Annotated in this window: 14 protein-coding genes; 5 read left to right on the forward strand and 9 right to left on the reverse strand. The window is 64.3% G+C overall.

Annotated features, from left to right (window positions below; translation table 11 throughout):
- Position 1 precedes the first annotated feature (1 nt).
- Together ACN50D_RS20450 and ACN50D_RS20455 are read right to left on the reverse strand one after the other, a co-directional pair.
- Complete coding sequence (locus ACN50D_RS20450; protein WP_064689383.1) at positions 2-1264, reverse strand: YibE/F family protein; 1263 nt, start codon at positions 1262-1264, stop codon at positions 2-4.
- Positions 1265-1773: 509 nt separating this feature from the next.
- Positions 1774-3027, reverse strand: a complete 1254-nt coding sequence (locus ACN50D_RS20455) for a pyridoxal phosphate-dependent aminotransferase (protein ID WP_003943683.1) — start codon at positions 3025-3027, stop codon at positions 1774-1776.
- Positions 3028-3103: 76 nt separating this feature from the next.
- Here ACN50D_RS20455 and ACN50D_RS20460 point away from each other — a divergent pair, with 76 nt between their 5' ends.
- Complete coding sequence (locus ACN50D_RS20460; RefSeq protein WP_042452248.1) at positions 3104-5044, forward strand: prolyl oligopeptidase family serine peptidase; 1941 nt, start codon at positions 3104-3106, stop codon at positions 5042-5044.
- Here the strand turns inward: ACN50D_RS20460 and ACN50D_RS20465 are convergent.
- Positions 5034-5966, reverse strand: a complete 933-nt coding sequence (locus ACN50D_RS20465; protein WP_212633954.1) for a hypothetical protein — start codon at positions 5964-5966, stop codon at positions 5034-5036. The genes ACN50D_RS20460 and ACN50D_RS20465 overlap by 11 nt on opposite strands.
- Positions 5967-6211: 245 nt before the next feature.
- On the opposite strand from ACN50D_RS20465, the gene ACN50D_RS20470 reads away from it, so the two are divergent.
- Positions 6212-7390: a DUF6745 domain-containing protein gene (locus tag ACN50D_RS20470; RefSeq protein WP_212633955.1), complete on the forward strand. Its 1179-nt coding sequence runs from the start codon at positions 6212-6214 to the stop codon at positions 7388-7390.
- 53 nt (positions 7391-7443) lie between these two features.
- Entirely contained in the window at positions 7444-7899 is a 456-nt protein-coding gene (locus tag ACN50D_RS20475) for a hypothetical protein (RefSeq protein ID WP_029254716.1), read from the forward strand.
- A gap of 173 nt (positions 7900-8072) precedes the next feature.
- Here the strand turns inward: ACN50D_RS20475 and ACN50D_RS20480 are convergent, their stop codons facing one another.
- Positions 8073-11216 (reverse strand): (Fe-S)-binding protein, encoded by a 3144-nt coding sequence (locus ACN50D_RS20480; protein WP_212633956.1) that lies wholly within the window; start codon positions 11214-11216, stop codon positions 8073-8075.
- A gap of 359 nt (positions 11217-11575) precedes the next feature.
- Here ACN50D_RS20480 and ACN50D_RS20485 point away from each other — a divergent pair, with 359 nt between their 5' ends.
- Positions 11576-12226, forward strand: a complete 651-nt coding sequence (locus tag ACN50D_RS20485) for a glycine zipper family protein (RefSeq protein WP_003943407.1) — start codon at positions 11576-11578, stop codon at positions 12224-12226.
- A gap of 79 nt (positions 12227-12305) precedes the next feature.
- Here the strand turns inward: ACN50D_RS20485 and ACN50D_RS20490 are convergent, their stop codons facing one another.
- From ACN50D_RS20490 to ACN50D_RS20510, 5 genes are all read right to left on the reverse strand, one after another.
- The gene (locus tag ACN50D_RS20490) at positions 12306-13616 is read right to left on the reverse strand and encodes a S1 family peptidase (RefSeq protein ID WP_054187117.1); all 1311 of its coding nucleotides are present in this window, start codon (positions 13614-13616) and stop codon (positions 12306-12308) included.
- Between the two features lie 225 nt (positions 13617-13841).
- Positions 13842-15182 carry a S1 family peptidase gene (locus ACN50D_RS20495; RefSeq protein WP_042452237.1) on the reverse strand — a complete coding sequence of 447 codons (1341 nt, stop codon included), beginning with the start codon at positions 15180-15182 and terminating at the stop codon, positions 13842-13844.
- 109 nt (positions 15183-15291) lie between these two features.
- Positions 15292-16542 carry a hypothetical protein gene (locus tag ACN50D_RS20500; RefSeq protein WP_212633957.1) on the reverse strand — a complete coding sequence of 417 codons (1251 nt, stop codon included), beginning with the start codon at positions 16540-16542 and terminating at the stop codon, positions 15292-15294.
- A 111-nt stretch (positions 16543-16653) separates the two neighbouring features.
- Positions 16654-19089 (reverse strand): LuxR C-terminal-related transcriptional regulator, encoded by a 2436-nt coding sequence (locus ACN50D_RS20505; RefSeq protein ID WP_212633958.1) that lies wholly within the window; start codon positions 19087-19089, stop codon positions 16654-16656.
- Positions 19090-19103: 14 nt separating this feature from the next.
- Positions 19104-20837 carry an Hsp70 family protein gene (locus ACN50D_RS20510; RefSeq protein WP_212633959.1) on the reverse strand — a complete coding sequence of 578 codons (1734 nt, stop codon included), beginning with the start codon at positions 20835-20837 and terminating at the stop codon, positions 19104-19106.
- A 335-nt stretch (positions 20838-21172) separates the two neighbouring features.
- On the opposite strand from ACN50D_RS20510, the gene ACN50D_RS20515 reads away from it, so the two are divergent.
- Positions 21173-23470: an IniB N-terminal domain-containing protein gene (locus ACN50D_RS20515; protein ID WP_042452232.1), complete on the forward strand. Its 2298-nt coding sequence runs from the start codon at positions 21173-21175 to the stop codon at positions 23468-23470.
- Positions 23471-23523: the final 53 nt, after the last annotated feature.

Consider the following 23523-nt stretch of genomic DNA (forward strand, 5'->3'; position numbering starts at 1 on the left):
TTCAGCGTTTGGAGTGTCGGCCACCTGACGTGGGGCCGACCTTGACCGCGCTACCGGGCGGACGGGCGAGAATCACGGCGATGGCAGTGGTGAGTGGAACCGAAAGCGCCAGGGCTATTCCGCCGACAGCGGACCTTACGATCTCGATTGCGACGGCGTCACCGACCAGGACGTCCTGAAGAGGGCGCCCGCTGACGCTGAAGAGCAGTAGCAGTGGCAGCGCCCCACCCGCGTACGCGAGAACCAAGGTGTAGACCGTGCTGGCGATGTGATCACGTCCGACCCGCATCGCACCGCCGAAGACTTTTCGACGGGACGCATGCTTGTCGAGTTCGGCCAACTCGAATGCCGAGGATGCCTGGGTGATGGTGACGTCGTTGAGAACGCCGAGCGAGCCGATGATGAAGCCCGCCAGCAGCAGGCCGGTGATGTCTATGTGCTCGATATAGGTCTGAACATTGGTGTTCTGCTCTTCAGACAAACCGGTGAGGTGTGTCAGTTCAATGCAGAGGTAGGAGAGAACCGCGGCGAGCACCATGGCGGCAAGGGTGCCGAGCAAAGCAGAGCTGGTCTTGAGTGAGACCCCGTGCGCCAGATAGAGAACCGCGTACAAGATCACCGCCCCGGCGACCAGCGCAACCGGTATCGCAGGCTTGCCGTCGAGCAGAGCGGGTAGGAGAAACCCGACGACTACGCCGAAGGCGATCACCAGGCCGACGAGTGCGCGCAGCCCTCTCCACCGTGCGACTGCGATGATGACGACGGCGAACGCGATGACGATCAACGCCAGCGGGAGCCCACGCGAATAGTCTTCGAAGGAGTACTGCGTGTTTCCGTTCGGGTCGGTCTGACGCACCAGCCGAATGTGGTCACCCACGCGAAGGTCCGGCTGACCGGCGCCCGGAATGACCTCGAGCAATGTCTTCGTTCCGGCATTCGGCCCGGATTCGATATCGACGATACTTCGCTGGCACTGGTAGGCGGAGGTAGGCGGCGGTTGCGGGGCACCGACGAATACCCTTCCGGCGGAGGAACTTCCGCAGTCACCGAGATCCTGCATCGTGACGGTGCCCGCCTCGGTTTCCACCGAGCTGCCGTCGGCATTCTGGAAGGGGAGTGGGACGGGAATGGTGTTCTTGTCCGGCCACAGTGCGACAGCTGCCGCGACGACGACCATGCCGATGACGACGAGCAACCCGATGACGACGCGTGATGCGGTGGGGCCGATCTGAATGGGGCCACCGTGGCCATGGCCGTGACTCATCGGAAACTGAGTGTCGGACTGGGGATTTGCACCGGTGCAATGTTATCGGCTCCGAAGCGAATGGTCAGCTTCTGACGGCAGTGTCGGTGAAAGGCAGTGTCGCTGCAAGGCAGAGTCGGCGAAAACCGGTGCTACCGATGAGGGGTTGTGAAACTGGGATTGGTCGAGCTGGGTGGCGGGGAACAGGGGGGGTTGTCCCCGCCACCAACCTGGTATCCACAGGGGGGGGAGGGATACCAGGTGCTCGCGGCACCGAAGTGCTGCTAACTAATGTACCCAATTTCAAACCGATTTGGCGCGTTGTCCAACTACCAATTTCACAACGAATCACGTACCGGTTGGACCGTTTTCACATCGGGGCAGGTCACTAAATAGTTAAAGAGTCAATCAAACCGCATGGTTTGCGAAAAATGTGACCAAGGTCGCACAAATGCCCCGCAGTTTTACGTTTACGGGGCATTTGTACAACGAATTGTTTACTCGATTTCAGCCGGATTCAGCGTGAGAATCTACTGTTTGTAACTGGTGAGGAAGTTGCCGAATCGCTCGATGGCCACGGCGAGATCTCGGGCCCACGGAAGGGTGACGATCCGAAGGTGATCGTGATTCGGCCAATTGAACCCGGTGCCTTGAACCATCAGGATCTTCTCCTGGAGAAGCAGGTCCTGAACCAACTTCTCGTCGTCGTGGATCTCGTAGACGTTCGGATCCAGACGAGGGAACGCGTAGAGCGCGCCGCGAGGCTTCACACACGAAACGCCCGGAATCATGTTCAATCGCTCCCAAGCGACGTCGCGCTGCTCGAGCAGGCGGCCGCCGGGCAGGATCAGGTCTTCGATGCTCTGGTGACCGCCGAGGGCGACCTGAATGGCGTGCTGTCCGGGGACGTTGGGGCACAGACGGGTCGACGCCAAGAGATCGAGTCCCTCGAGGAAGCCGGCCGCGTGATCCTTCGGGCCCGTGATCGCCACCCAGCCGGAGCGGTAGCCGGCGACGCGGTAGGCCTTCGAGAGGCCGTTGAACGTCAGGCACAGCAGATCAGGGGCAAGTGTTGCCAGCGAGATGTGCTTGGCGTCGTCGTAGAGGATCTTGTCGTAGATCTCGTCGGCGAGCAGCAGAAGCTGATGCTTGCGTGCCAGATCGACCAACTGCTGCAGAACCTCCATCGAGTACACCGCACCCGTGGGGTTGTTCGGGTTGATGACGAGGAGAGCCTTGGTCTTGTCGGTGATCTTGGATTCGATATCGGCGATATCGGGATTCCAGTCGTTGGCCTCGTCGCAGAGATAGTGGACGGGCGTGCCTCCGGACAAGCTCGTCATCGCAGTCCACAGGGGGTAGTCCGGTGCTGGGATCAGGACCTCGTCGCCGTTGTTGAGGAGGGCCTGCATGGTCATCGTGATCAGTTCGGAAACACCGTTGCCGAGGTAGATGTCGTCGACGTCGAGCTCGGGGAAGCCGGGAACCAGCTCGTAACGCGTCACGATTGCGCGCCGCGCCGACAGAATGCCCTTCGACTCCGAATAGCCCTGTGCATAGGGCAGGGCGGCGATCATGTCCCGCATGATCACATCGGGGGCGTCGAATCCGAACGGTGCCGGGTTGCCGATGTTGAGCTTGAGGATCCGGTGTCCTTCCGCCTCCAACCGGGCGGCATGCGCGTGCACCGGTCCACGGATTTCGTACAGGACGTTCTGGAGCTTCGACGACTGCTCCAGCTCGCGCTGCGGCTGACGGTGGCGGACGGGTTCTGGTGTGCTCACGAGTTACATGATTCCACCACTGTGCAAGTGCATTGTCGGGGACCGTGTCGCACGCCCCGTTGGCTATTGTCGAGCGATGACCCCCAGCGAGCAGATTGCAGCCCCGTACGGATCGTGGACTTCTCCGATCGGAGCAGCTGATCTGGCTGCAGGTGGGCATCCTGTCGAGGGTGGACGATACGTCGGTGACGAGATCTGGTGGGCTGAACTTCGTCCGACCGAGGGTGGTCGGACCTCGATCCGTCGATCTGGTCTCGACAACCAACCCGTCGACATCCTCCCCGCGCCGTGGAACGCGCGAACCAGGGTTCACGAGTACGGCGGTGGCGCCTGGACGGTCACCGAGTCCGGAAAACTGGTCTTCAGTGAATTCTCCGATCAACGGGTGTACATCCTCGAAGGAGTCACTCCACGGGCTCTGACGCCCGAACCGGCGTCGCCGGCCGCGTGGCGATACGCAGACCTGCAGATCGTGAACGGCGAGGTGTGGGCGGTTCGGGAAGCGCACGCGGAGGACGGGGCGATCACTCGCGATATCTGCGCGATTCCGCTGGACGGTTCCGGCAACATCCGCTCGATCGTCGGCGGCTCGGACTTCCTCTCGTCACCGAGGCTTTCGCCGAGTGGAACCAAGATCGCCTGGATCGCATGGAACCATCCGCAAATGCCCTGGGACGGTACCGAACTGCGGGTAGCTCCACTCGTCGACGGCGTCGCTCAGGCGTATTCCGTGCTGATCGGCGGACTTGAAGAGTCCGTCCTGCAGCCGGAGTGGATCACCGACGACGAACTCTACGCAATCAGCGATCGCAGCGGCTGGTGGAACATCTATCGCGTCGGCGGCAAGATCAGCCCGATTTGCCCGGTGAACGCGGATTTCGGTGGCCCGCAGTGGCGCTTCGGTGGGCGCTGGTTCGTCGAACTCGGCAACGGGCACCTTCTCACCGCACGCACCGTCGGAACCGACACGCTGGCGGTACTCGACCCGGCGTCGGGGGAACTGCGCGACATCGCGACCCCGGGTGTCACCAGCATCGGCCTCATGCAAGTTCGCGGCGATCGGTTACTGCTCATCTCGGGAGGCGCGAAACTGGCGGGCGCGCTACGTGAACTGGACCTCGGTACCGGCGAACTCACCGAAATCCGTTCGTCGGTCGAAGAATTGCCCGAGTCTGCCTACCTTCCGGAAGCGCGAGCCGTCGTGGCTCACGGACACGGGCGAGAAGTTCACGCCGTTGCGTATCCGCCGCGCAGTCCGCGATACAAAGGGCTCGACGATGAACGACCGCCGTATGTCGCGTTTGTTCACGGTGGGCCGACGGCGCACGTCGCACCGGCCCTCAACCTCGTCTACGCCTTCTTCACCAGCCGCGGAATCGGCGTCGTCGACGTGAACTACGGCGGGTCGACCGGTTACGGACGTGAGTACCGTAATCGATTGCGTGGTCAGTGGGGTGTCGTCGACGTGCAGGACGTCGTCACCGCCGTCAACGGGTTGGCCGAGCAGGGGCTTGCCGATCCGGCCCGCCTTGCCATCGAAGGCGGATCCGCCGGTGGTTGGACCGTTCTGGCCGCACTGACGACGTCCGACGTGTTCGCTTGTGGTGCTTCCTATTTCGGCGTGGCTGAACTGGACCTGTTCGTGCAGGAAACTCACGATTTCGAATCGCGTTACGTCGACGGTTTGATCGGCCCGCTGCCGGAATCTGCCGACCTGTACGCGGAACGTGCTCCACTCAACAACGTCGACGGGTTGAACTGCCCGGTGTTGCTTCTCCAGGGTCTCGACGATCCGATCGTGCCACCCTCGCAGGCGGAGCGATTCCGGGATGCTCTGGTGGCCAAGGGCATTCCGCACGCGTACCTGGCCTACGAGGGTGAATCTCACGGATTCCGCAAGCAGTCGACCATCATCAGCTCACGCAACGCCGAGCTGTCCTTCTACGGGCAGGTGCTCGGATTCACTCCACCCGGCATTCCGACGCTCGAGCTGTGGAAGCCTGCGATCAGTAGCTGACGGCCCTGTGGCTGCGCGCGAAGGCCGCCAGGATCCGACTTGCCACCAGTGACGGGGTCGACAGGTCGGCCCACGTCCACCTCGCGACCTCCCACCCTGCGTCACGGAGTCGGTCTTCGCGGAGCTTCTCGTTCCAGAGCGCGTCCTCGGGGCTGCGACCGGCGGGAACCAGTCGGCCGTACTTGATGCGGCCGTCGAACTCTCCGATGGTGCGCTGCTCACGCCACAGGAAGTCGACGCGGCCGGCGAACCCTCGAGCGTCGTGGATGTCGACCTGGGGTTCGGGGAGCGGCAGGTGTTCGTGCAGGAACAATGCGAGGCTCCGTGATTCACCGACGCTTTCGATACGGGAGTCCATCGCGGTGAGCGCGTGGAGCGCATGTCGATGGCGCGGATGGTTCGGGCTGAGTGCCAGCGAGGCTGCAACCGCGTCCTTGGTCAACCTTGAACGGTGCAACGCTGAATTGCCCACGACGAGAGCCTGTTCGAAAGTGAGTGTCCTCGCGAGATCCGCAACTGTTCGTGCCGGAGTCGTGACGCGCAGCCCATCGACTTCGGTGATCTCGTTGTCCGCCAGCCATGTCGAGTGCACGTGACGTCGAGCGGACTTTCGGCCACCACCTCGCCGGTTCCGGGACAGGTGAACGACCTCGAGCGGAGTGTTCCAGAGTTCGAAACCGTGCAGAACCGCAGCCGAGACGTGGCTGACAGTGGCACCGGGTGAAGCGGCGCAGGCCACGGCCTCTGCCCGCAATCGATGTCGTCCGTATGCGTCGAGGCGGGACAGGTGGCCGCTGTCCACGTACGCACCCCGATGGATTCTGGCCCAGGTTCCACTAGCGCAGGCCTGTCGGATCTCGGCATCGGTGCGACCGATCGACAGTTGGTCCGGCCTGCGGATGATATGTGTCTGTTCCCCCATGTCGATCGATCTTGCTGCGCCCGGCGATGGAAAGGAAGCCGTGACCCCGGGGGTGTGGATAGCCGTGAGTGAACACCACTTGTCCACAGTTCGAACCGGTTTCGCGTCGCTGGAGAGGGTGTTCGGCATGGGGAAACGGTGGCAGGTTCCCGGTGTCGCGCTCTAGGAAACCCTTGCGTCCGGAGCGTTCACGTGCCAGGCTGTTCAACTATGACTACAGGAAAGGCGGACACCGCCACCGTCGCGTGAGCGCCGCACCGATTCGCTCGTCGGCATCACATCGAGCGACATTGCCCGAGAACTTCAATCTCTTCGATGAAGACAGTCTGGCCCTGGAAAAGATCCGCGACGTGTGGCTCGAACGCGGATTGTGTACTCGTCCTGCTGATCGAAACACCGCAGAAGCCTCTGTCGCGCAACTGTATCGGCGCTCCGGGCTCCCGAAACCGGAGTTCGTCTGGGTCCCGTCGCCGTCTGCTGGTTCGGACCTGATCGTCACCGAAGGACTGTCGACCAAGATGTCATTGGACGGCACCGGCCTCGACTGCGCTTCCGGGTACATCGCGAGCATGTTTGCGGCATCGCGCCGACGCATGGACGCGCGAATCGAATGTCGGAGAACTGGCTGGCAGATGGAACGCCGGCAGGGGGAGCGCCTGATCAGGGCGTCCATTCGGGAATCGTTGCACACCACGCTGTTCGACGGCGTCGCAGCTGCGATACGAACGATGTCGACCCCGGTGGCCGGGGAAGTGACCTGGTACGGGCAGCAGGACGCCCATCGAATCGCGTACTACGACACATGCCATCGATACGGTCTTGCGACCTTCCGCTCGGAAGACCGTGAACTTCTCGATGTGCAGACCGCACTGGCTGACTCGACCGGGTGGTGGTGGGCGTTCGACGACGTGTGCATCATGGCGGAACGACCCAGGGTCTTGCACTCGGAGCGGATACCGGGCAGTGCGCGGGGAGAACGCCGACTCCACCACTCTGATGCCCCGGCACTCGAATTCGCAGACGGAACAAGGGCGTTCGTTCTGCACGGAGCGATCGTTCCCGACTGGGTGGTGCTCGACCCGACCGCCGAACGCATCGCACACGAGCGCAATGTAGAGATCCGTCGATGTGCAATCGAGCGGATCGGGTGGGATTCCTACATCGAGCTGGCCGGCCTGACACTGGTCGACCAAACCGACGATCCCGGTAACGCCGGTTGCCTGCTGCAGCTCTACGCGTCGCCGGAGGGCTGGGGTCGAAGTGGACGGATTCTCCTCGCGGTCAACGGTTCTCTCGAACGCGACGGGCATCGGCGTCGATACGGCCTTCACGTACCCGGATGGTTTACCTCCGCTTTGGATGCCGCCGGATGGACTTACGGCATCACCGGTACCGACTATTCCCGTCTCGTTCGTCGAACCTGAATCTCGAACCCTCAATCCTCGAACCCTCAATCCTCAAACCCTGGGTGATACTTATGAACTCGAACATGACCTTGTCCGCTCTCACCACCCTCACCGGCCTCGATGTCTTCGACTACCTGGACCAGGAAGTGTCCATTCCTGTGATCGACGGACTTCAGGCGCAAGGCGATCTCATCGTGATCCCGTTTTCGCTGCTCGCAAATATCGTGGCGCCTCTGCCATGGACACGCTCTGTGAGAGTGCCGCTCTCCGGCGTGGAACTGCTGCGAAGTGCGGCGGGAGGGAACCCCCACAGTCTGGTTGCAGACGAAGGGGAGTGCACGTGGTCGACGCCGGTGAAAGATGCTCGGGGCCTTGCACTCGGCATGCTCGACACCCGAGTGACCGCGTACCTCATCCACCCGGAGCACGGCGCGACCGGCATCGCTCCGGGACGATACGTCATCGGCCGGCAGCAGGAAAGGGGCGTCGGGCGTGCGCGCGGTGCGGTGATGCTTGTCGCCGATTGACACGCCGGCCTCGAGTTGGCGGGGGAGTGAGCACCACTTGCATAGGGCGAGCACCGGTTTCCGTGTGCTGGACGGTGTGTCGGGTCGAGGGAAAGGGTGCTCGGTCGGCAAAGGCTCCCGCACAAACACGAATGCCCTCACCGTGACGGTGAGGGCATTCGCTTGTGGTGCGCTTACTTCTTGCGGCCAGGAGCCTTTGCGCCGGCCTTGAATCCGAGTCCGCCAGCCTTGGGAGCGGGTGGCGCGGCAGCAGGCGCCGGAGCTTCCGCGGGTGCGGACGCCTCAGCAGGCGATTCAGCGGGTTCTGCCTTCACAGGTTCGGCCTCGGGAGCCGGGGCCTCAGCAGCCGGCGCCGGGGCCGCAGCGGGAGCTGCCTTCCGGGCACCGGGAGCCTTTGCGCCCGACTTGAATCCGAGTCCGCCGGCCTTGGCAGCAGGCGGAGCCTTCGGGGCTTCCGCCTCGGCGGCCGGAGCCTCTGCCGGTGCGGCCGGAGCAGCAGCAGGTGCTTCAGAAGCAGGAGCAGCCTTTGCACCAGGAGCCTTGGCCCCGCCCTTCATCTGCAGTCCCTTGCCGCCGGGTGCCTTGGCGCCGGACGCCAGGCCCAGACCCTTCGGCTTGGCTTCGGGTGCAGCAGCTTCGGGTGCAGCAGCCTCAGCAGCCGGAGCTTCCGCTGCCGGCGCGGCAGCGGCCTTTGCTCCGGGTGCCTTGGCGGCGCCCTTCATCTGCAGTCCCTTGCCGCCGGGAGCCTTGGCCCCGCCTGCCAGGCCGAGACCCTTGGGCTTTGCGACAGGTGCTGCCGGTGCAGCAGCTTCGTCAGCGGGAGCTTCCGCGCTTGCGGCGGGAGCCGCCTTCTTGGCGCCGGGAGCCTTTGCCCCGCCGGCCATTCCGAGCCCCTTGCCGGGTGGCTTGGCGCCGGGAGCTTTCGCACCTGGTGCTTTGGCGAGTCCCTTCATGGCCAGACCCTTGCCTGCCGGTGCAGCCTTGGCTTCCGGAGTCGCGGCAGCTTCCTCGACTTCGGCGACCCGATCCTGCTCGACGGTCTCAGCCTTTGCCTCAGCAGCGACCGGTGCCTTCTCGCGCGGGATCACCTTGATGTTCTCGCCGAGCTGGGCGGGATCGAGACGAGTGACGGAGTTCAGCATCAGCTGCGCGACGTCGACGACCTCGACGCCTTCGCCCTGGCCTTGCTCCTGGCGGGCAGTGACGCCGTCGGTGAGCATGACGCGGCAGAACGGGCAACCCGTGGCGATCTTCTTGGGGTTGGTGGAGAGCGCTTCGTCGACGCGGTCGACGTTGATGCGCTTGCCGATGTTCTCTTCCATCCACATGCGAGCACCACCGGCACCACAGCACATGGAACGTTCGCCGTGACGCGGCATTTCGACGAGCTTGGAGCCTGAGGCTTCCATGAGTTCACGGGGAGCGTCGTAAACCTTGTTGTGGCGTCCGAGGAAGCACGGGTCGTGGTAGGTGACGTCTTCGCTCACGGACGCAACCGGGATCAGCTTCTTCTGGCGCACCAGACGGTTGAGCAGCTGAGTGTGGTGCACGACCTCGTAGTCGCCGCCCACCTCCGGGTACTCGTTGCCGAGGGCGTTGAAGCAGTGCGCACAGGTGACGACGATCTTGCGCTTCTTCTGCTCGATACCGTCGAAGACCGAATTGAGCATCTCGATGTTCTGCATCGCGAGCTGCTGGAACAAGAACTCGTTGCCGGCACGACGTGCGGAGTCGCCGGTGCAGGTTTCGTCGGCGCCGAGGACCATGAACTTCACTCCCGCGGTGGCGAGGAGTTCGGCAACGGCCTTGGTGGTCTTCTTGGCACGGTCTTCGTAGGCGCCGGCGCAGCCGACCCAGAAGAGGTACTCGTAGTCCTCGAAGCTGTCGGCGTCCTTGCCGAAGACGGGGATCTCGAAGTCCATCTCGTTGATCCAGTTGAGGCGATCCTTGGAGTTCTGACCCCAGGGATTGCCCTTGTTCTCGAGGTTCTTGAACAGGCCGGCGAGCTCGGAGGGGAACTCCGATTCGATCAGGACCTGGTAGCGACGCATGTCGATGATGTGGTCGACGTGTTCGATGTCGACGGGGCACTGTTCGACGCAGGCGCCGCAGTTGGTGCAGCTCCACAAGGTTTCGGCGTCGATGACCGGGGCCATCTCGCCTTCGACGGTTTCACCGACGAGCTTGCGGTCGGCCTCGAGGCGTGCCGCCTCGGGGATGGCTGCGAGGGCGCCTTCCTTGACATTGCCTTCGCTGTCGACGAGACCGATCTCGTCGCCGCCCATGTCCTTGCGTCCACCAGCGAGCAGGTACGGGGCCTTGGCGTAGCCGTGGTCACGCAGCGACATGATGAGCAGCTTGGGCGAGAGCGGCTTTCCGGTGTTCCACGCGGGGCACTGGGACTGGCAACGACCGCACTCGGTGCAGGTGGTGAAGTCGAGCCAGCCCTTCCAGGAGAAGTCTTCGATGTTTCCGGCGCCGAGAGTGTCGGTGTCGGGGTCGACGTTCTCCATCGTCAGGACTTTGCCCTTGGACATCATGGGCTTTGCCGCGCCGAGGGCGACGGTGCCGTCGTCTTCACGCTTGAAGTAGATGTTGAAGAACGCCGAGAAGCGGTGCCACGCGACGCCCCAGGTGATGTTGCGGCCCACGATCGCGAGCCAGATCATGCCGGTCATCAGCTTCACGAATGCGAACACCGAGATCATGACGGGGCTGGCGGGAAGCAGTTTCGCGACCTGCATGGTGAAGAAGTCGGTCCACGGGTTGGCGTGACCGTAGGTCGCGATCTTGCCTGCCTTGACCATGATCATGCCCAGGCCCTCGAGCAGGACGATGCCTTCGATGACGTAGGCAGCCTTGAAGTTGGAGCCGCCGAAACGGGACAGGCGTGCAGGCAGACGCGGGTGGTTGAGCTGACGGATCACGATCAGCGTGGTGATACCGATGACGGTGCCCAGGCCGAGGATCTCGTCCCACAGGTGCCACGCCCACGTGTTACCGAAGATGGGCCAGTGGAATTCGGGGTTGAACGTCTGGCCGTAGGCCTCGAACCACAGCAGGAACCCACCGAGGAAGCCGACCATGACGAGCCAGTGGGCCCAGCCGACGCTGCGGAACTTGTTCATGCGCGTGTGCGCGATGAACTCGATGATCATCTGCTTGAAGCGAGGGAAGAACGGGCGCCATCGATCGGGTGCCGACTGGCCGATGCGCACGGTGTTGAACATCCTCAGCGCGCCTGAGAGGAAGATGTACCAACACACCAAGCTCAGCAGAGCACCAATCGTGCCCAACGTAATCGTCAGGGCATTCATGTCGCGGCCTTTCGTTTCAGGGCGACGCGTCGGCCACCTCGGGACAGCCCACTGATACTAACCTGCGTTATGTTACCCGCCAGTAACTAGCATTACCAGCCTGTAGGTACCGGCTGGTAACCGCTCGTGGCCTGGAGAGATCGATCTTCTGCGTCGGACGGGCTGGGCCAGACGCAGACATGTCTGGTCGTCACGTTAGGCGGTGCCCGTCAGGTGTCCATCTGTCAGGCAGCCCTAAGTCGGGTTCCGAGCAGGTGAGAACAACCGACCGGCTGTTATCGTTACGCCCGTCACGCACAGGGGAAACGGGTGGTGTGAGTCATCGACTGACGCCCGCCCGATCCCGGGGAGGATCAAAAATGTTCATTCGAAAAGCTGCGGCCGTCGCAGCGATGACCATTGCCGCTACGGGCATCGCTGCAGGTACTTCTTACGCAGCTCCGGAGACGTCACCCGACGTTTCGTACACCGCCGAGGTCGTCGACCAGGCCGTTGTCACCACCATCGACGCCGGAGCATTCCGGGTCTCGGGCGACGGAACTCACGTCGACTTGCAGAACAGCCAGGGCGCAACTCTCGTGAGTCTTCCGCTCGCGTTCAACCTCGGCGACGTTCAGTTCCCGTTCGACGAGACCGTCAGTGAGGACGGCAAGACCCTCACCCTCAAGCCGAACCTGGACCCGGCCAGCTCCAAGCCGAAGCCGGTCGCTGCCGAGTTCACCCCGGTTGCTTCGCCTGACGAGGATCAGAAGGCAATCGAGAAGTTCCAGTCACAGCTCGGGCTTGCCACGCAGATCGGTAGCCTCACCGGCACGATCGTCGGGGCGGTCATCGGTTGCATCGTGGGTCTGCCCGGCCTGGTCGTCGGCTGCCTGCCCGGCATGGTCACAGGGGCCGGTATCGGTGGAGTCGCCGGTACCATCCTCGCCGGCGGCGGAACCGCCGTCGTCGCGGGCTTGGACCTGATCAAGGTTCTGAACGCTCCGGCTGGAACAACTCTCTTCCAGTAGAACGTCACGAACGCCGAAACGGGCGCCACACCTTCAGAAGGTGTGGCGCCCGTTTTGCTGTCTCGAGGAATGCGTGTGATCAGTAGTCGCGAACCTTCAGGCCTGGGTTGGCGGCGAGGATGTCGTTGATCGGCGTCGCGTACTGGGTCGGGGCTTCTTGCCCGAACAGTGTCTCTGCCTGAGCGATCTCGCACAGGGGAGAGGTGGCGACGTTGGACGCACTCGTGATGCCCACTGCCAACGTTCCGGAGACGATCGGGCCACCGCTGTCACCCTGCAGGACGCAGATGTTGGTGGTGAAGCCGTTGTCGAGGGTGTGATCCAAAACCTTTGCGACGCGGTTGACGCCGGTGACGACGCCGCAGCTGAAGCCTGTGGTCGATCCTGCCTTGCAGACCGGGGCGCCCACGACAGGATCGGCGGTACCGGTGATGTTGACCGAGCGGTTGAACGGGACCCGCACGCTGTTGTTCTCGAAGCGGTACTTCGCGTTGTCGTCGATGTTGATGATCGAGTAGTCGCGCCCGTCGAAGCTGCTCTTGGCGAAGTACCCGACGCGGGGCCCGGTCTGGTTGTTCACCATCGGGAAGACCTGGCTGGAGTTCGAGGTGCCGGCAGCGGCACGGTTGGGATCGCAGTGACCGGCGCTGATGTTGACTGTGCGTCCTGAACCGTCGGTGCCGTTGAAGCCGAATGAACAACGCAGTCCAGTGTTACCGGAGGTTGCGCCGAAGGCGTCTCCGCCCAGTGCAGCGTCGCCGGTTGCGGATCCGGTTGCGGGGATGAGGTCCGCGACGATCGGGGGAACCAGTAGCGGAGCAGCGGTATGGACGACGGTCCGCTTCAGGAATTCAGGCAATTCGATGCCGGCGGCAGGATCGGCCGTGAGGGCGACTCCGTTGCCGACGACGTCGACGGCAATGCCACGCACGAGGTCTGCGACCTCGGCAGGCTGCGAATCGAGCCAGGTGTTGAGTGCCGAGAGTTGACCTTGCAGAGCCTGCTCGCTCTGCGCGACGTCCTTGACCTCGAAACCGGCCTTCTCGGCGGCCTCGCGGGCAGCATCCTTGTCGCGACCGTCAGCGAGAGCGACGATGCCCTTGCCGAGGTCGTCGAGCCACACTCCGGCAAAAGAGTCGGGAAACTGGACGCGCGCGATGGCGGCGAACTCCGCGAGCTTCTGCGCGAGTTCGGAACGCGAGACGAACTGGTCGGGCGTCAGCGCCAAGTCGTGCTGTAGGGCTTCGGCGAGTTCGACGGGCAGATGGGCTGCCTGATCGGATACCCCGGATTCGTTCGGTTCTGCGTTCGCGACCGCGGTAATCGGTCCGAGGAGCAGCAGCGCGGCCGAACCGAACACTGCGGCGCGACGTGCGATGGAGCTTCGCATGTGGGCCTTTCCACTTCGTTGACCGCGTACCACCCCCCTGGGAGCACACGGATACGGCTCACGGACTTGTGGTGAGCCGATCACAGTCGACCATGACTATATGGGTTCGAACGCGCTATTCCCACCCGTTACATGAGCAGACAGCGCTGACCCCGACCGACAACAGCACTGTGCCCGCCGATCGCGAAACGGATCGGCGGGCACAGTGCGTGAATCAGTGGTTGGTCAACCTGCAGTGCGGACGCGGATTCCGGCACCGACACCGCCACCGGAAGCGCGATCCGCCGCGTCGAGGATGTCTCCGACCGGAATACCCAGATTCGAGGTTCCACCGGAGGTCGCCAGTACCAGGTTCGCTTCGTTGCAACTGGGTGCTCCGCTGCTGTTGGAGCCGCTGGTGATGCCCAGAGCCAAGGTTCCGGAGACGATGGCGCCGCCACTGTCCCCGGCGAGGGTGCACGCGGTGCCGGCGAATCCGCGAACGGTTCGTGAATCACCGTCCGCCATGACCAGTTGAGTTTCGACGCGATCGGCTGCCACGACACCACAGGTGAAGGACGACGTCTGGCCGGACTTGCAGATGGGAGCGCCGATCACGGGACGTGCTGTTCCCGTGATCGCGAGGGTGGTCCCGTTGGCACCGCGGACGGCAGCACGGTCGAGGCCCGCGTCGATGCCGGACTGGTCGAACTTGATGACCGAGTAATCGAGATCGCCGGCGTTGTTGCCGACGGAAGACTGTGAGAATGCTCCGATCAACTGACTGTCGTCGACGTTCGCGTGATTCGGCAGGTAGACGGGCGACTTCGAACCCTCGGCCGGATTGCAGTGTCCGGCACTGATATTGAGAGCATTGTTCTGATCGTCGACGGCGTTGAACCCGAACGAGCAGACCGAGATGTTCTCGGTCGGTGTCTCGCGAATGGGGCCTGTCGACGTGATGTAGGTGTCGCCGCCGAGTGCTCCGGGATCAACCGATCCGCCGCCGTCCGGGCTGAGAACGATCTTGGTGTTCTCGAGCAGGGTCGGAAGATTGAGCGCCTGCCCGACGGGGCTGTTCGCGACGTCGATGACGACCTGGTTGTTCAGGACGTCGATAGTCGCCGAATTGACTGCGCGTGAGATTTCCTTGGGCAGCCCGGCAATCCATCCGTTGACGTCGGCCAGCGTCTTCTCGAGGGTGTCGGCGGAGACGGGGGCGACGTGCGTGCGGTAACCGTCGTCGGCCGCGATGCGTGCAGCTTCGGTGGTGGTGACGGCTACGACGGGTTGACCGTCGAGTCCCATCCACGAGCCGGCGTAGTCGCCAGGGCGCTCGGACTTGAATTCCTGGGCGTATGCACCGAGTTCCTGAGCTTTGGCAGCGCGGTCCAGATACTCCTGTGGGGAGATCTTCAGATCGCGTGTGATCGCCTCGACCAGCTCAGCCGGAAGCTGATCTGCCCCGAGCTGTTCGACATGCGTGTCGGAGGCGGGCTCTGCCGATGCCGTCGTGGTGAATGGAGCTGCGAGCAGTAGTGCCGAGGCGCCGACCACAGCGGTGCGGATCGCCAACGAGTTACGCATGAAATCCCTTCAAGTCCCCGGCACCGAGCCGGTAGGTACCGCACCCACCATAGGGGAAAAGTTTCGACGAGGAATATGTGCCTGTTGTCGGCAAGTCGAATTATTCTGTCTAACTTGGCATTCCGGGTCTCGGGGCCAATGGCATGACGGGCATGTCGGGATTCGGAACCACCGGATCGGTTGTGTCGGTCGGGTTGGACGGCTGCGTCGGCGTTGTCTGTGTATCAGTGGGGTCGGTCACGGCGGGAGTGTCCGGGGTATCCGGATCGACCGGATCCAGCGGTCCGACGACCGGCGGCAGGTTCTCGATCCGAAGGGGATCGATCTGGATGGTGATCGGCGATCCCTGTTGCGCGGGGACGTTCGCCGTAGTGGATTTCTCTGTACCGGTGCCCGGACTCACCGGGATGGGCTGGGATTCGGATGAGGTCGATTCCGCTTCGGATGCCCACGACTGCGCCGTCGGCTGCGCGCCGAGAGCGGGTACTTCCGGTGGGGGTGAGGTCGCTGATTGCGTGCCTGTCCCGGATGAACTCGTCGGGGTGGCAGCTGTGTCCGTCCCGGGGGACAGGGAAGATTGTGCGTCGAGAATCCTGGGTGCTGAAATGGTCGGAGTGTGTCCGATGATGACCGCTGCCGCGCAACCAGACACCGTCAGAAAGACTGCGGCGGCTGCTGCGGCGATGATCGGTCGGCGCTCCGAGCGCCACTGGCGATTCAGCCAACCGTCGATGCTCGGTTCTTTCGTGACCGGTGCCTCCACGCCGGATTCCGGCTCCGGTTCGATCAGAACGAACGGCGGAAACTCTTCGGGGGTGTTCTCTGGCTCGGCAAATTCGGTTGGCTGGGGTTCGGGACAGGTAGAGGTGATCGAGAAGGGTGCGGCCAACGCTGCGGCTCCGCGAGCAGCACGGTCGTCGGCGTCCGGATCCGCGAGCCAAGCCGCAGAGGCTTCATCTTCTGAAATCAGTTCGACGCCGTCGAGATTCATGCTGTCGAGTGCGCCGCGCAGTACGTCGACGGAATCGCTCGACCAACCCGCGGGGATCACCGCAGAGATGTTCAGGTTCTGATCGGTGAGTGTTCGGACTTCCTTGACCAGGCAATACATTGCTGTCGCTACCAGTTCCTCCCCTCGCGTCATGTGCTCGGAGAAGTTGTCGGTATCGTCGGTGCCGACCCTGCCGAGGAACCCGCGCAACCCGGTGGACCCCGCCGCGGTTCCGCCTAGCTGCACGGTGCCGTCGGGGGCGTGGTGCAGAACCGATTCGCGTTCGATGGTCACCAGCTCCGAGTCAGGTCTCGCGATCGCAGCAATGCTTCGTTTGTTGCCGACGGCGAGTCCGACTCCCCACTTCATAGCGATCCCCGTTTCACAGTTACCGAACTTTGCTCGGCAGGCATGTCCTGATTGCTGTGAAAACTATCACTTAAACGGATATACGCAACCCTCTGGACAATATGCAGCTAACTACTTGTTCGACGGTGTCATGCTGCGAAGGATGGTGAGCAGTTCCGAACGAGACTGCGCCCCGACGCGCCGCTTGATGCGTGCGACATGGTGCTCGACGGTTTTAGCGGAGATGTAGAGTCGTTCGCCGATTTCCCGATACGTCAGTCCGGCGACGACGAGTTCGGCAACTTCTTGTTCGCGCTCGGTCAACACCGACGGTGGCGCCGCACTTGTGGCGGTATCGGTTGCACTTGTCTCGGCCGTCGACGTTGTGCGTAGCGAGCGCGCAACGTGGAGCAGTGCCGTGGCCGATTTGGTGTCCGGGGTGCGCAGCGCTGCTTCGCCGGCGAGGCGAGCGGCGTCCCACGGGAGTCCGATCCGACTGAGCGTTCGTGCGGCGGCTTCGACATCGTCTGCGTCGACGTTGCCTTGCATGAGTAGGAGCCACTGGCGTCCGGCGATCGCCAAACCGGCTGCGTAAGTGTGAGTTTTGGCTGATTCGGCGAGTGTATGGGCGTGTGGGAGGAGATCGGCCGGCGACTGCGAGAGGATCGACGCCTGGACGCCGTACCAATGCAGCGGCGACGACCACAGCGGCGGCTCGCCGAGCGCGCGGAGGAGTGAGCGCGCGTCGTCGACGAGATGCTCGACCTGCTCGGTCTCCTCGAGCCGTACTGCCGCAAGCCACAGTTCGCCGATGGGAAGCAGATTGAACAGATCAACGCTGCAGGACGAGAGGGTGCCTGCCGCGCCCGACCAAGCTCGACGCAGCTGGGCGAGATCGCCGGAACGCCGAGCGAGACCCACGATCAGAGCATGCAGAAACAGTGCGTCACGCTCGCGGAGGGGGCCGCGGACTACCTCCTGCGGTAGGTCTTCGAGAATCGCGTCCTGCCCGCGGACCATCGCGATCCAGGCGCCGAGAAGGTGAAGTCGTGCCCACGTGTGACTGCTTGCGTCGTCGGCGGCGATCGCGGCCGTGACGACAGCGGCGGCCCGTTCATGGGCGCCGTTGTGCAGGAGTGCGAGAGCTACCAGCGCCGGGGCGGAATCAGGCTGGAATTCAGATGTGTCGGCTCCGCCGGGGAGCGAGAGTGCGCGCGACATCGTGTTGAGCGCACTCGGCGCGCTCCCGGTGACCGATTGCATCAGTCCGTTGGCCAGTGTGGTAGCGCCGACCGTCGAGCTCGACGGTGATCCGGTGTGCCCGGTGAGCGCGGCGTTCGCGTCATCGACCTTGCCGATGCCGAGGAAAGTGATTGCGGCGAAGGGGGATTCGTTTCCGGTGCGCCCTGGCCCCAGCCAGGTGTAGAGATCTGCAGCGGCGCCGAGTTGGCCGCATGCTGCGGACGAAGCTGCGCGGATTCGCACCGCCGCAGCCAATCTCGCGTCGTCGAGATCGGGTGCGGCGATGACGGAATCGGCCAGACGGCAGGCAGTGTCGAGGTCACCACTGCGAGCCGAGACCTGGGCGTACAGCAGCGTGTCGGCCACGCCGAGAGGCTCGATCGAATTCACGCGGCGAAAGAGATCTGCCGCGACCGCCGGCGTGCTCGCCTCGACGGCGTCTCGTAGTACACCCGTGAGATCGCGGTGGCGGATTCCGGAGTCGAAAAGTCTTCGTGCTGTGTCGATATCGAGGGTTCTCGTGTGTGCGCGTGATTCGACGATTCTGATCAGCTCGCTGCGGATACGCCCGGTGCTCGTCGACTCGGCGAGCACGCTCGCGACGAGTGGTGATCGCGAACCGAACAGTCCGGTCGCCAGTGCCCGGTCGAATGCAGCTGTGAGGCTGAACTTCTCCTGTCCCAGATCGAGCTCGAAGGCGTCGATGTCCGGGACGGCGAGTGAAACTTCGAGGATCTCGCGCTCGATCGGATGCAGAGCGGTGACCTGGTGGAGGATGTGTGTGCGTATGGCGTTCGGCATTTCCAGGCGGCCTGCCGAGGCGGCGGCGAAGTACGCTTCGATCGCCCCGAAGGAACCACCGGACAGATGCTCGAGCGCCACCACGGCGCGGTCGTCGAGCGGGACTCTTCGCTCGGCCGCGATCTTCCGAATATCGTTTCGGTTCAACGGGTTCAGATGCAACACGGTGCCGAAACTCGAGATGTTCGAGTAGATCGGTGCGAGTGGTGGATCGATCCGATCGGAGGCTACGACAACTCCGAGGTCGTCACGTTGGACAAGCTCTTTCAGGGCACGGATTTCATCGGAGGTCAGAGCTTGCGCGTCCGCGATCACCACAATCGCGTCGGCGGGGACGTCATGCGTGACTGCGGTGACCACGGGCTTGTCACCCGATTCGATTCGCTTCCGTACAACCCTCGTCACTTGGGGCCGAGCGCTGGCATCGGTCCCGGTGACGAACAGGCGCAGTGGCGATGCAGTCAGGTCGACGTCGCGCAAAAGTCCTGCGATGAACGACGATTCGGTGCCGTTGTCACGGTTCATCGAAAGACCGCCGGTCAGCGGATCGGTGCGGTGACGCCGCCGACGACACCACCGACCACGTTTCCGACACCACCGACGACGTTACCGAGACCTCCGACCACGCCGCCGACTCCGTTGCCGACACCGTCGACCAGACCGCCGACTCCGTTTCCGATGCCGGTCGCAGCGTCACCGACACCGGTCCCGACGCCGGCTCCAGGCGCGGGTGCGGGTGCTGGTGCTGGTGCCGGGGCGGGAGCAGGTGCGGGCGCCGGGGCGCCGGGTGCGGCAGGTGCAGGCGCCGACGGAGCGGTCTCGCCCGGTGCGGGCGAGGATCCCGCCGGTGCGCCGGCAACCGGAACTGCCCCCGGCGCCGTCGTCGAGCCGCCTGCGGCAGCAGGAGAACCGGGCTGATTGCTTTGAGTGCCGTTGTTCGCAGTCGTGGATCCGGTGCCTGCCGCTTCCGCTGCCGTGGTGCTGCCGGGAGTAGAGCCCGCGGTGGTCGAAGCGGTCGAGGAGGTGGACTCGCTGGTGGTGTTCGCCGAACTGGACGGAACGTTGATCTTGTCCATGGCAGTTCCGATTCCGAGCCCGCCTGCGGCGAGCACGATGAATGCTCCCACCACTGCAGCAACGACGCCGACCCTCGACGAGCGTCGAGTCGCCGTGTTCTCTTCTTCGGTCGGCTCGGCAAGCAACGGAGTGGAGAAGGCGGGAACTGGTGCGGGCTTGCGAGACGGCTCGGCGGGAATCACTGCAGTGGCGGCGGCCGGTACTTGCGAGTCTCTGGCGTCGAGTGCGAGGGCCGCGGCGCCGGACGCCGCGCACGACGCTGGATCGGCGTCGGCGATCACCGGGACACGAAGCTCCGCCGACAGTAGTTCGGCGACAAGGGGAATGGACGAGCTTCCGCCGGCCAGGACAACCTGATTGACGTCACTGGACTCGACGCCGGCAGATCGCAGGCTTTCGCGAACCAATGCCACCGATTCGGTGAGGGCGGGCCGGATCAGATCTTCGAGTTCGGAACGAACGAGTCGAACGTCGCTGACGGCACCGGGAAGCGCCACGCGGGCAACGGTTTCCGTCTCGGTGGAAAGTTCCTCCTTGGCTGCGCGGGCATGCTCGCGCAGAGTTTCCAGCGCTGCAATCGTCTCGGGTGCAAAGGGATCAAGGGTTGCGAACTGGTCGGAAACCGCATCGAGCAGGTGAACGGTGACGAGGTGATCGAATTCGTCGCCGCCGATGTCCTCGCTGCGCAGCGGCTTACCGAATATCTCGCTTCGTCCGTCGGTCGTGGACATCATCGTGACGTCGAGCGAGCGAGCACCGAGGTCGTAGACGACGGTCAGACCGTCGCTGACGACAGTTCCGGAAGCGGCGAGCCACGCCATGACGGCTGCGGGTTCGGCGACGAGAGTCGCCCCGTGAATTCCGGCGTCGTCCAGAGCGGACTCCATGGTGCGTGCTGTGTGGCGGTTCCACCCCACCGGGTGAGCCAGGACGACAGTTGGCCCTTCGTTACCGCCTGCCTGGTCTACCAGTGCGCCGACCGCTGTCGCCGCGAGAGCCTCGCCGCGGTACTCGGTACCGTCGGCGGCAAGTATCGGAATCGGGTCCCCGACGCGCTCGACAAATCCGGTGATGACGGATCCGTCGTCCAATTGCAGCGCACTGGGTAAGCGGACCTGTTGCGTTTCACCGGTCGAGCCGTCGGTGACAGCTACGAGAGTGGCCGAACCGATGCTGATGCCGAGCCCTGCCGCCATGAACGAACTCCCCTGGTCGTGGGCGACAGAAGGACTGTCGCGGTTGTCTGCGATGTCGGTTTCAGGACCTAGATCGTTACCGGATCGGAGGCGTCGCGACGAAGTAGGGGACCGATCCCCTAATCGGGGCAAATCCCCTATTCCGACCGGGCGTAGCCCAATGGGGGGCTTCCCCACCTGTCCCTGGAGAAGAGGGGGGTGCTCCCCGTTGGCCCCAGTCGCAAAAGTTCTTAGCGTTGATTCCACTCGCTACCTCTGGCAGCGCACCAGTTTCCGGACCACCGGCAACTACCCACCGGCAACAACCCGGTCAACGAACTTCAGGAGAACCCGCCATGGCAACGAACGCCGTACTCGAATTCATCCTCGGGCTACTTCGTGACGACGAGGCAGCTGCCAACTACTGCGCCAACCCGACCGCGGCACTCGATGCTGCCGGTCTGTGCGACGTCAGCCCCGCCGACATCGTCGCGGTCGCTCCGCTGGTCGCCGAGTCCGGACTCTTTGCCGGTGGCGGCGCCGACCTGTCCGCGATCGTCAACGCCGGTGCGTCCGCTGCCGGTGCAATCGGCGGCGGTCTCGGACTCGGCGGTGGTCTCGGTGGTGGACTCACCGGTGGTCTCGGTGGTGGCCTCGGCGGCAGCCTGGGTCTCGGCGCAGGTGCAGGAATCGGAGTCGGAGGCGCCCTCGGCGGCCAGTTCGACCTGGTCGGCGACTTCGCAGCAGCCCTCAGCGCTGCGCTTGCCATCGGTGGCGAGATCAGTGCCGAACTCGGCGCAGCCTTCGGCGCTGTGATCGAAGCCGGTCTCGGTTTGGGCGGCGCACTCGATCTCGAAGGAGCTCTCGATCTGGGCGCACAGCTCAGCGCGGCTCTGGGCGGCGCCCTCGGTGTGACCGGCGGCCTGACTGCGGAGCTGGGAGCAGCCCTCGACGCCGCGATCGGCGCAGTCGGCGGACTCGACCTGACGGCAGGGCTCAGCGGAGCTCTCGCACCCGTCTTCGCCATCGGTGGTGACCTCGGAGCCGATCTCGGCCTGGCTCTCGGTGGACTCCTCGGCGGCGCAGCAGACCTCAGCGGTCTCCTTGACATCGGCGGCGAACTGGGCGCGAGCCTGACCGGCGCACTGGAATCCGCTCTTGCACTCGGCGGCGGCCTGGATCTCGCCGGCGCTCTGACAGGCGACCTCAGCACGGCATTGTCCGGCGCGCTCTCGGGCGTCCTGGGAGCCGGCGGCACGATCGGCGCCGATCTGGGTGCATCGCTCGGCGGCGTCCTCGGCGCGATCACGGATGTCAGCGTTCTCACCGATATCGCGGGCGGCCTCGATCTCGGTGCTGCCCTGAGTGGCGCCCTCGGCGGAGCACTCGGCGTCGGCGGCGGTCTGGAAACTGCATTGGGCGGCGCACTCGACGCAGCACTGGGTCTCGGCGGCGGACTCGACCTCGACGCCGTACTCGGCGGCGGCGCAGACCTCGGCGCGCAGCTCAGCGCGGCACTCTCCGGCGCCCTCGGTGCCGGCGGAACGGTCGGAGCCGACCTGGGTGGCGCACTCGGTGGACTGCTCGGGGGAGCACTCGACCTCGAAGGTGGTCTCGGCGCAGACCTCGCGGCAGCTCTGGGCGGAGGCGCGAATCTGTCGACGGCCCTCGAGGGTGTTCTCGGTTCGGCACTCGGCGTCGATGCCGGGCTCGCGGGCGGTCTCGGCGGCGCTCTCGACGCAGCGCTGGGCGCAGGCGGACTTACCGGAATCGACCTCGGTGGTGCACTCGGTCTGGGCGGTGAAGCAGGCTTGGCAGCCGGTGTCGCTGCGGCTCTCGACACCGCCCTCGCAGGTGCAGGCGGCTTGGGTGCTGTCGGTTCCGTGGGCACGGACCTGACCGGCGCGCTGGACGGTGCGCTGGGCGCGGGCCTCGGGCTGGGGGGCTCTCTCGACAGCGTTCTCGGTGCCGAAGGTGCACTCGGTGGAGCGCTGGACACGGCACTGAACCTCGGCGGAATCGACACCGGTTCGATCGGTGCCGACTTGCCCTCCGTCGACCTCGGCGCTGTGAACCTCGGCCCGATCTCCGCTGAACTGCCTTCCGTCGACCTCGGAAGCATCGCGGCAGAAGGCCTGAACCTCGGCGGTGTGACCGGCGACCTCGGAGCAACTGTGGGCGGCGCGCTGGACGCAACCGCAGGTCTCGACGCAACAGCAGGTCTCGACGCGGCCACGAACGCTGCGGCTGGTTTGGGTGGGTCGCTCGGCGGCGCACTGAACGGCGTCACCGATCTCGGTGGATCGCTCGGCGGGGCTGTCGGAGCAGTCACCGACGTGACGGGTTCGATCGGTGCCGACGCAGCCGCAGCTGCCGGTGGCACAGTCGACGGCGGCGGTACCGTTGGCGGCGGCGGAGTCGCTGACCTGGGCGGATCCCTCGGTGGAGCAGTGAGCGGAGTGTCCGACCTGACGAGTTCGTTGACCGGTGCGCTGAACCCGTGGTCGTCGATCGATGCGACCGATGCTTTCGGTTCGGGTTCCACTTCGGGTCTGAGCGCCGATACCGAACACTCGCTCTTCGCCGAGGATTCGGTTGCAGCGCCGGTCGATCACATCGACCCGGTTGCGGTTGTCGATCACCTGCATCCCTGATCTGCTGACGCAGGAACTGAAATCGGTCAAAATGACCTGATGTAACAAATCCG

Origin of the sequence: Rhodococcus sp. SB1D (assembly GCF_048573875.1) — a bacterium.
Taxonomy (GTDB): Bacteria; Actinomycetota; Actinomycetes; order Mycobacteriales; family Mycobacteriaceae; genus Rhodococcus_F; species Rhodococcus_F qingshengii.

Bases quoted from the DNA above. Each gene is read 5' to 3' on its own strand.
- ACN50D_RS20490 (WP_054187117.1), bottom strand. From the start codon at position 13,616: ATGCGAAGCTCCATCGCACGTCGCGCCGCAGTGTTCGGTTCGGCCGCG.
- ACN50D_RS20510 (WP_212633959.1), bottom strand. From the start codon at position 20,837: ATGGCGGCAGGGCTCGGCATCAGCATCGGTTCGGCCACTCTCGTAGCT.
- ACN50D_RS20495 (WP_042452237.1), bottom strand. From the start codon at position 15,182: ATGCGTAACTCGTTGGCGATCCGCACCGCTGTGGTCGGCGCCTCGGCA.
- ACN50D_RS20450 (WP_064689383.1), bottom strand. From the start codon at position 1,264: ATGAGTCACGGCCATGGCCACGGTGGCCCCATTCAGATCGGCCCCACC.
- ACN50D_RS20505 (WP_212633958.1), bottom strand. From the start codon at position 19,089: ATGAACCGTGACAACGGCACCGAATCGTCGTTCATCGCAGGACTTTTG.
- ACN50D_RS20515 (WP_042452232.1), top strand. From the start codon at position 21,173: ATGGCAACGAACGCCGTACTCGAATTCATCCTCGGGCTACTTCGTGAC.
- ACN50D_RS20500 (WP_212633957.1), bottom strand. From the start codon at position 16,542: ATGAAGTGGGGAGTCGGACTCGCCGTCGGCAACAAACGAAGCATTGCT.
- ACN50D_RS20460 (WP_042452248.1), top strand. From the start codon at position 3,104: ATGACCCCCAGCGAGCAGATTGCAGCCCCGTACGGATCGTGGACTTCT.
- ACN50D_RS20485 (WP_003943407.1), top strand. From the start codon at position 11,576: ATGTTCATTCGAAAAGCTGCGGCCGTCGCAGCGATGACCATTGCCGCT.
- ACN50D_RS20475 (WP_029254716.1), top strand. From the start codon at position 7,444: ATGAACTCGAACATGACCTTGTCCGCTCTCACCACCCTCACCGGCCTC.
- ACN50D_RS20465 (WP_212633954.1), bottom strand. From the start codon at position 5,966: ATGGGGGAACAGACACATATCATCCGCAGGCCGGACCAACTGTCGATC.
- ACN50D_RS20480 (WP_212633956.1), bottom strand. From the start codon at position 11,216: ATGAATGCCCTGACGATTACGTTGGGCACGATTGGTGCTCTGCTGAGC.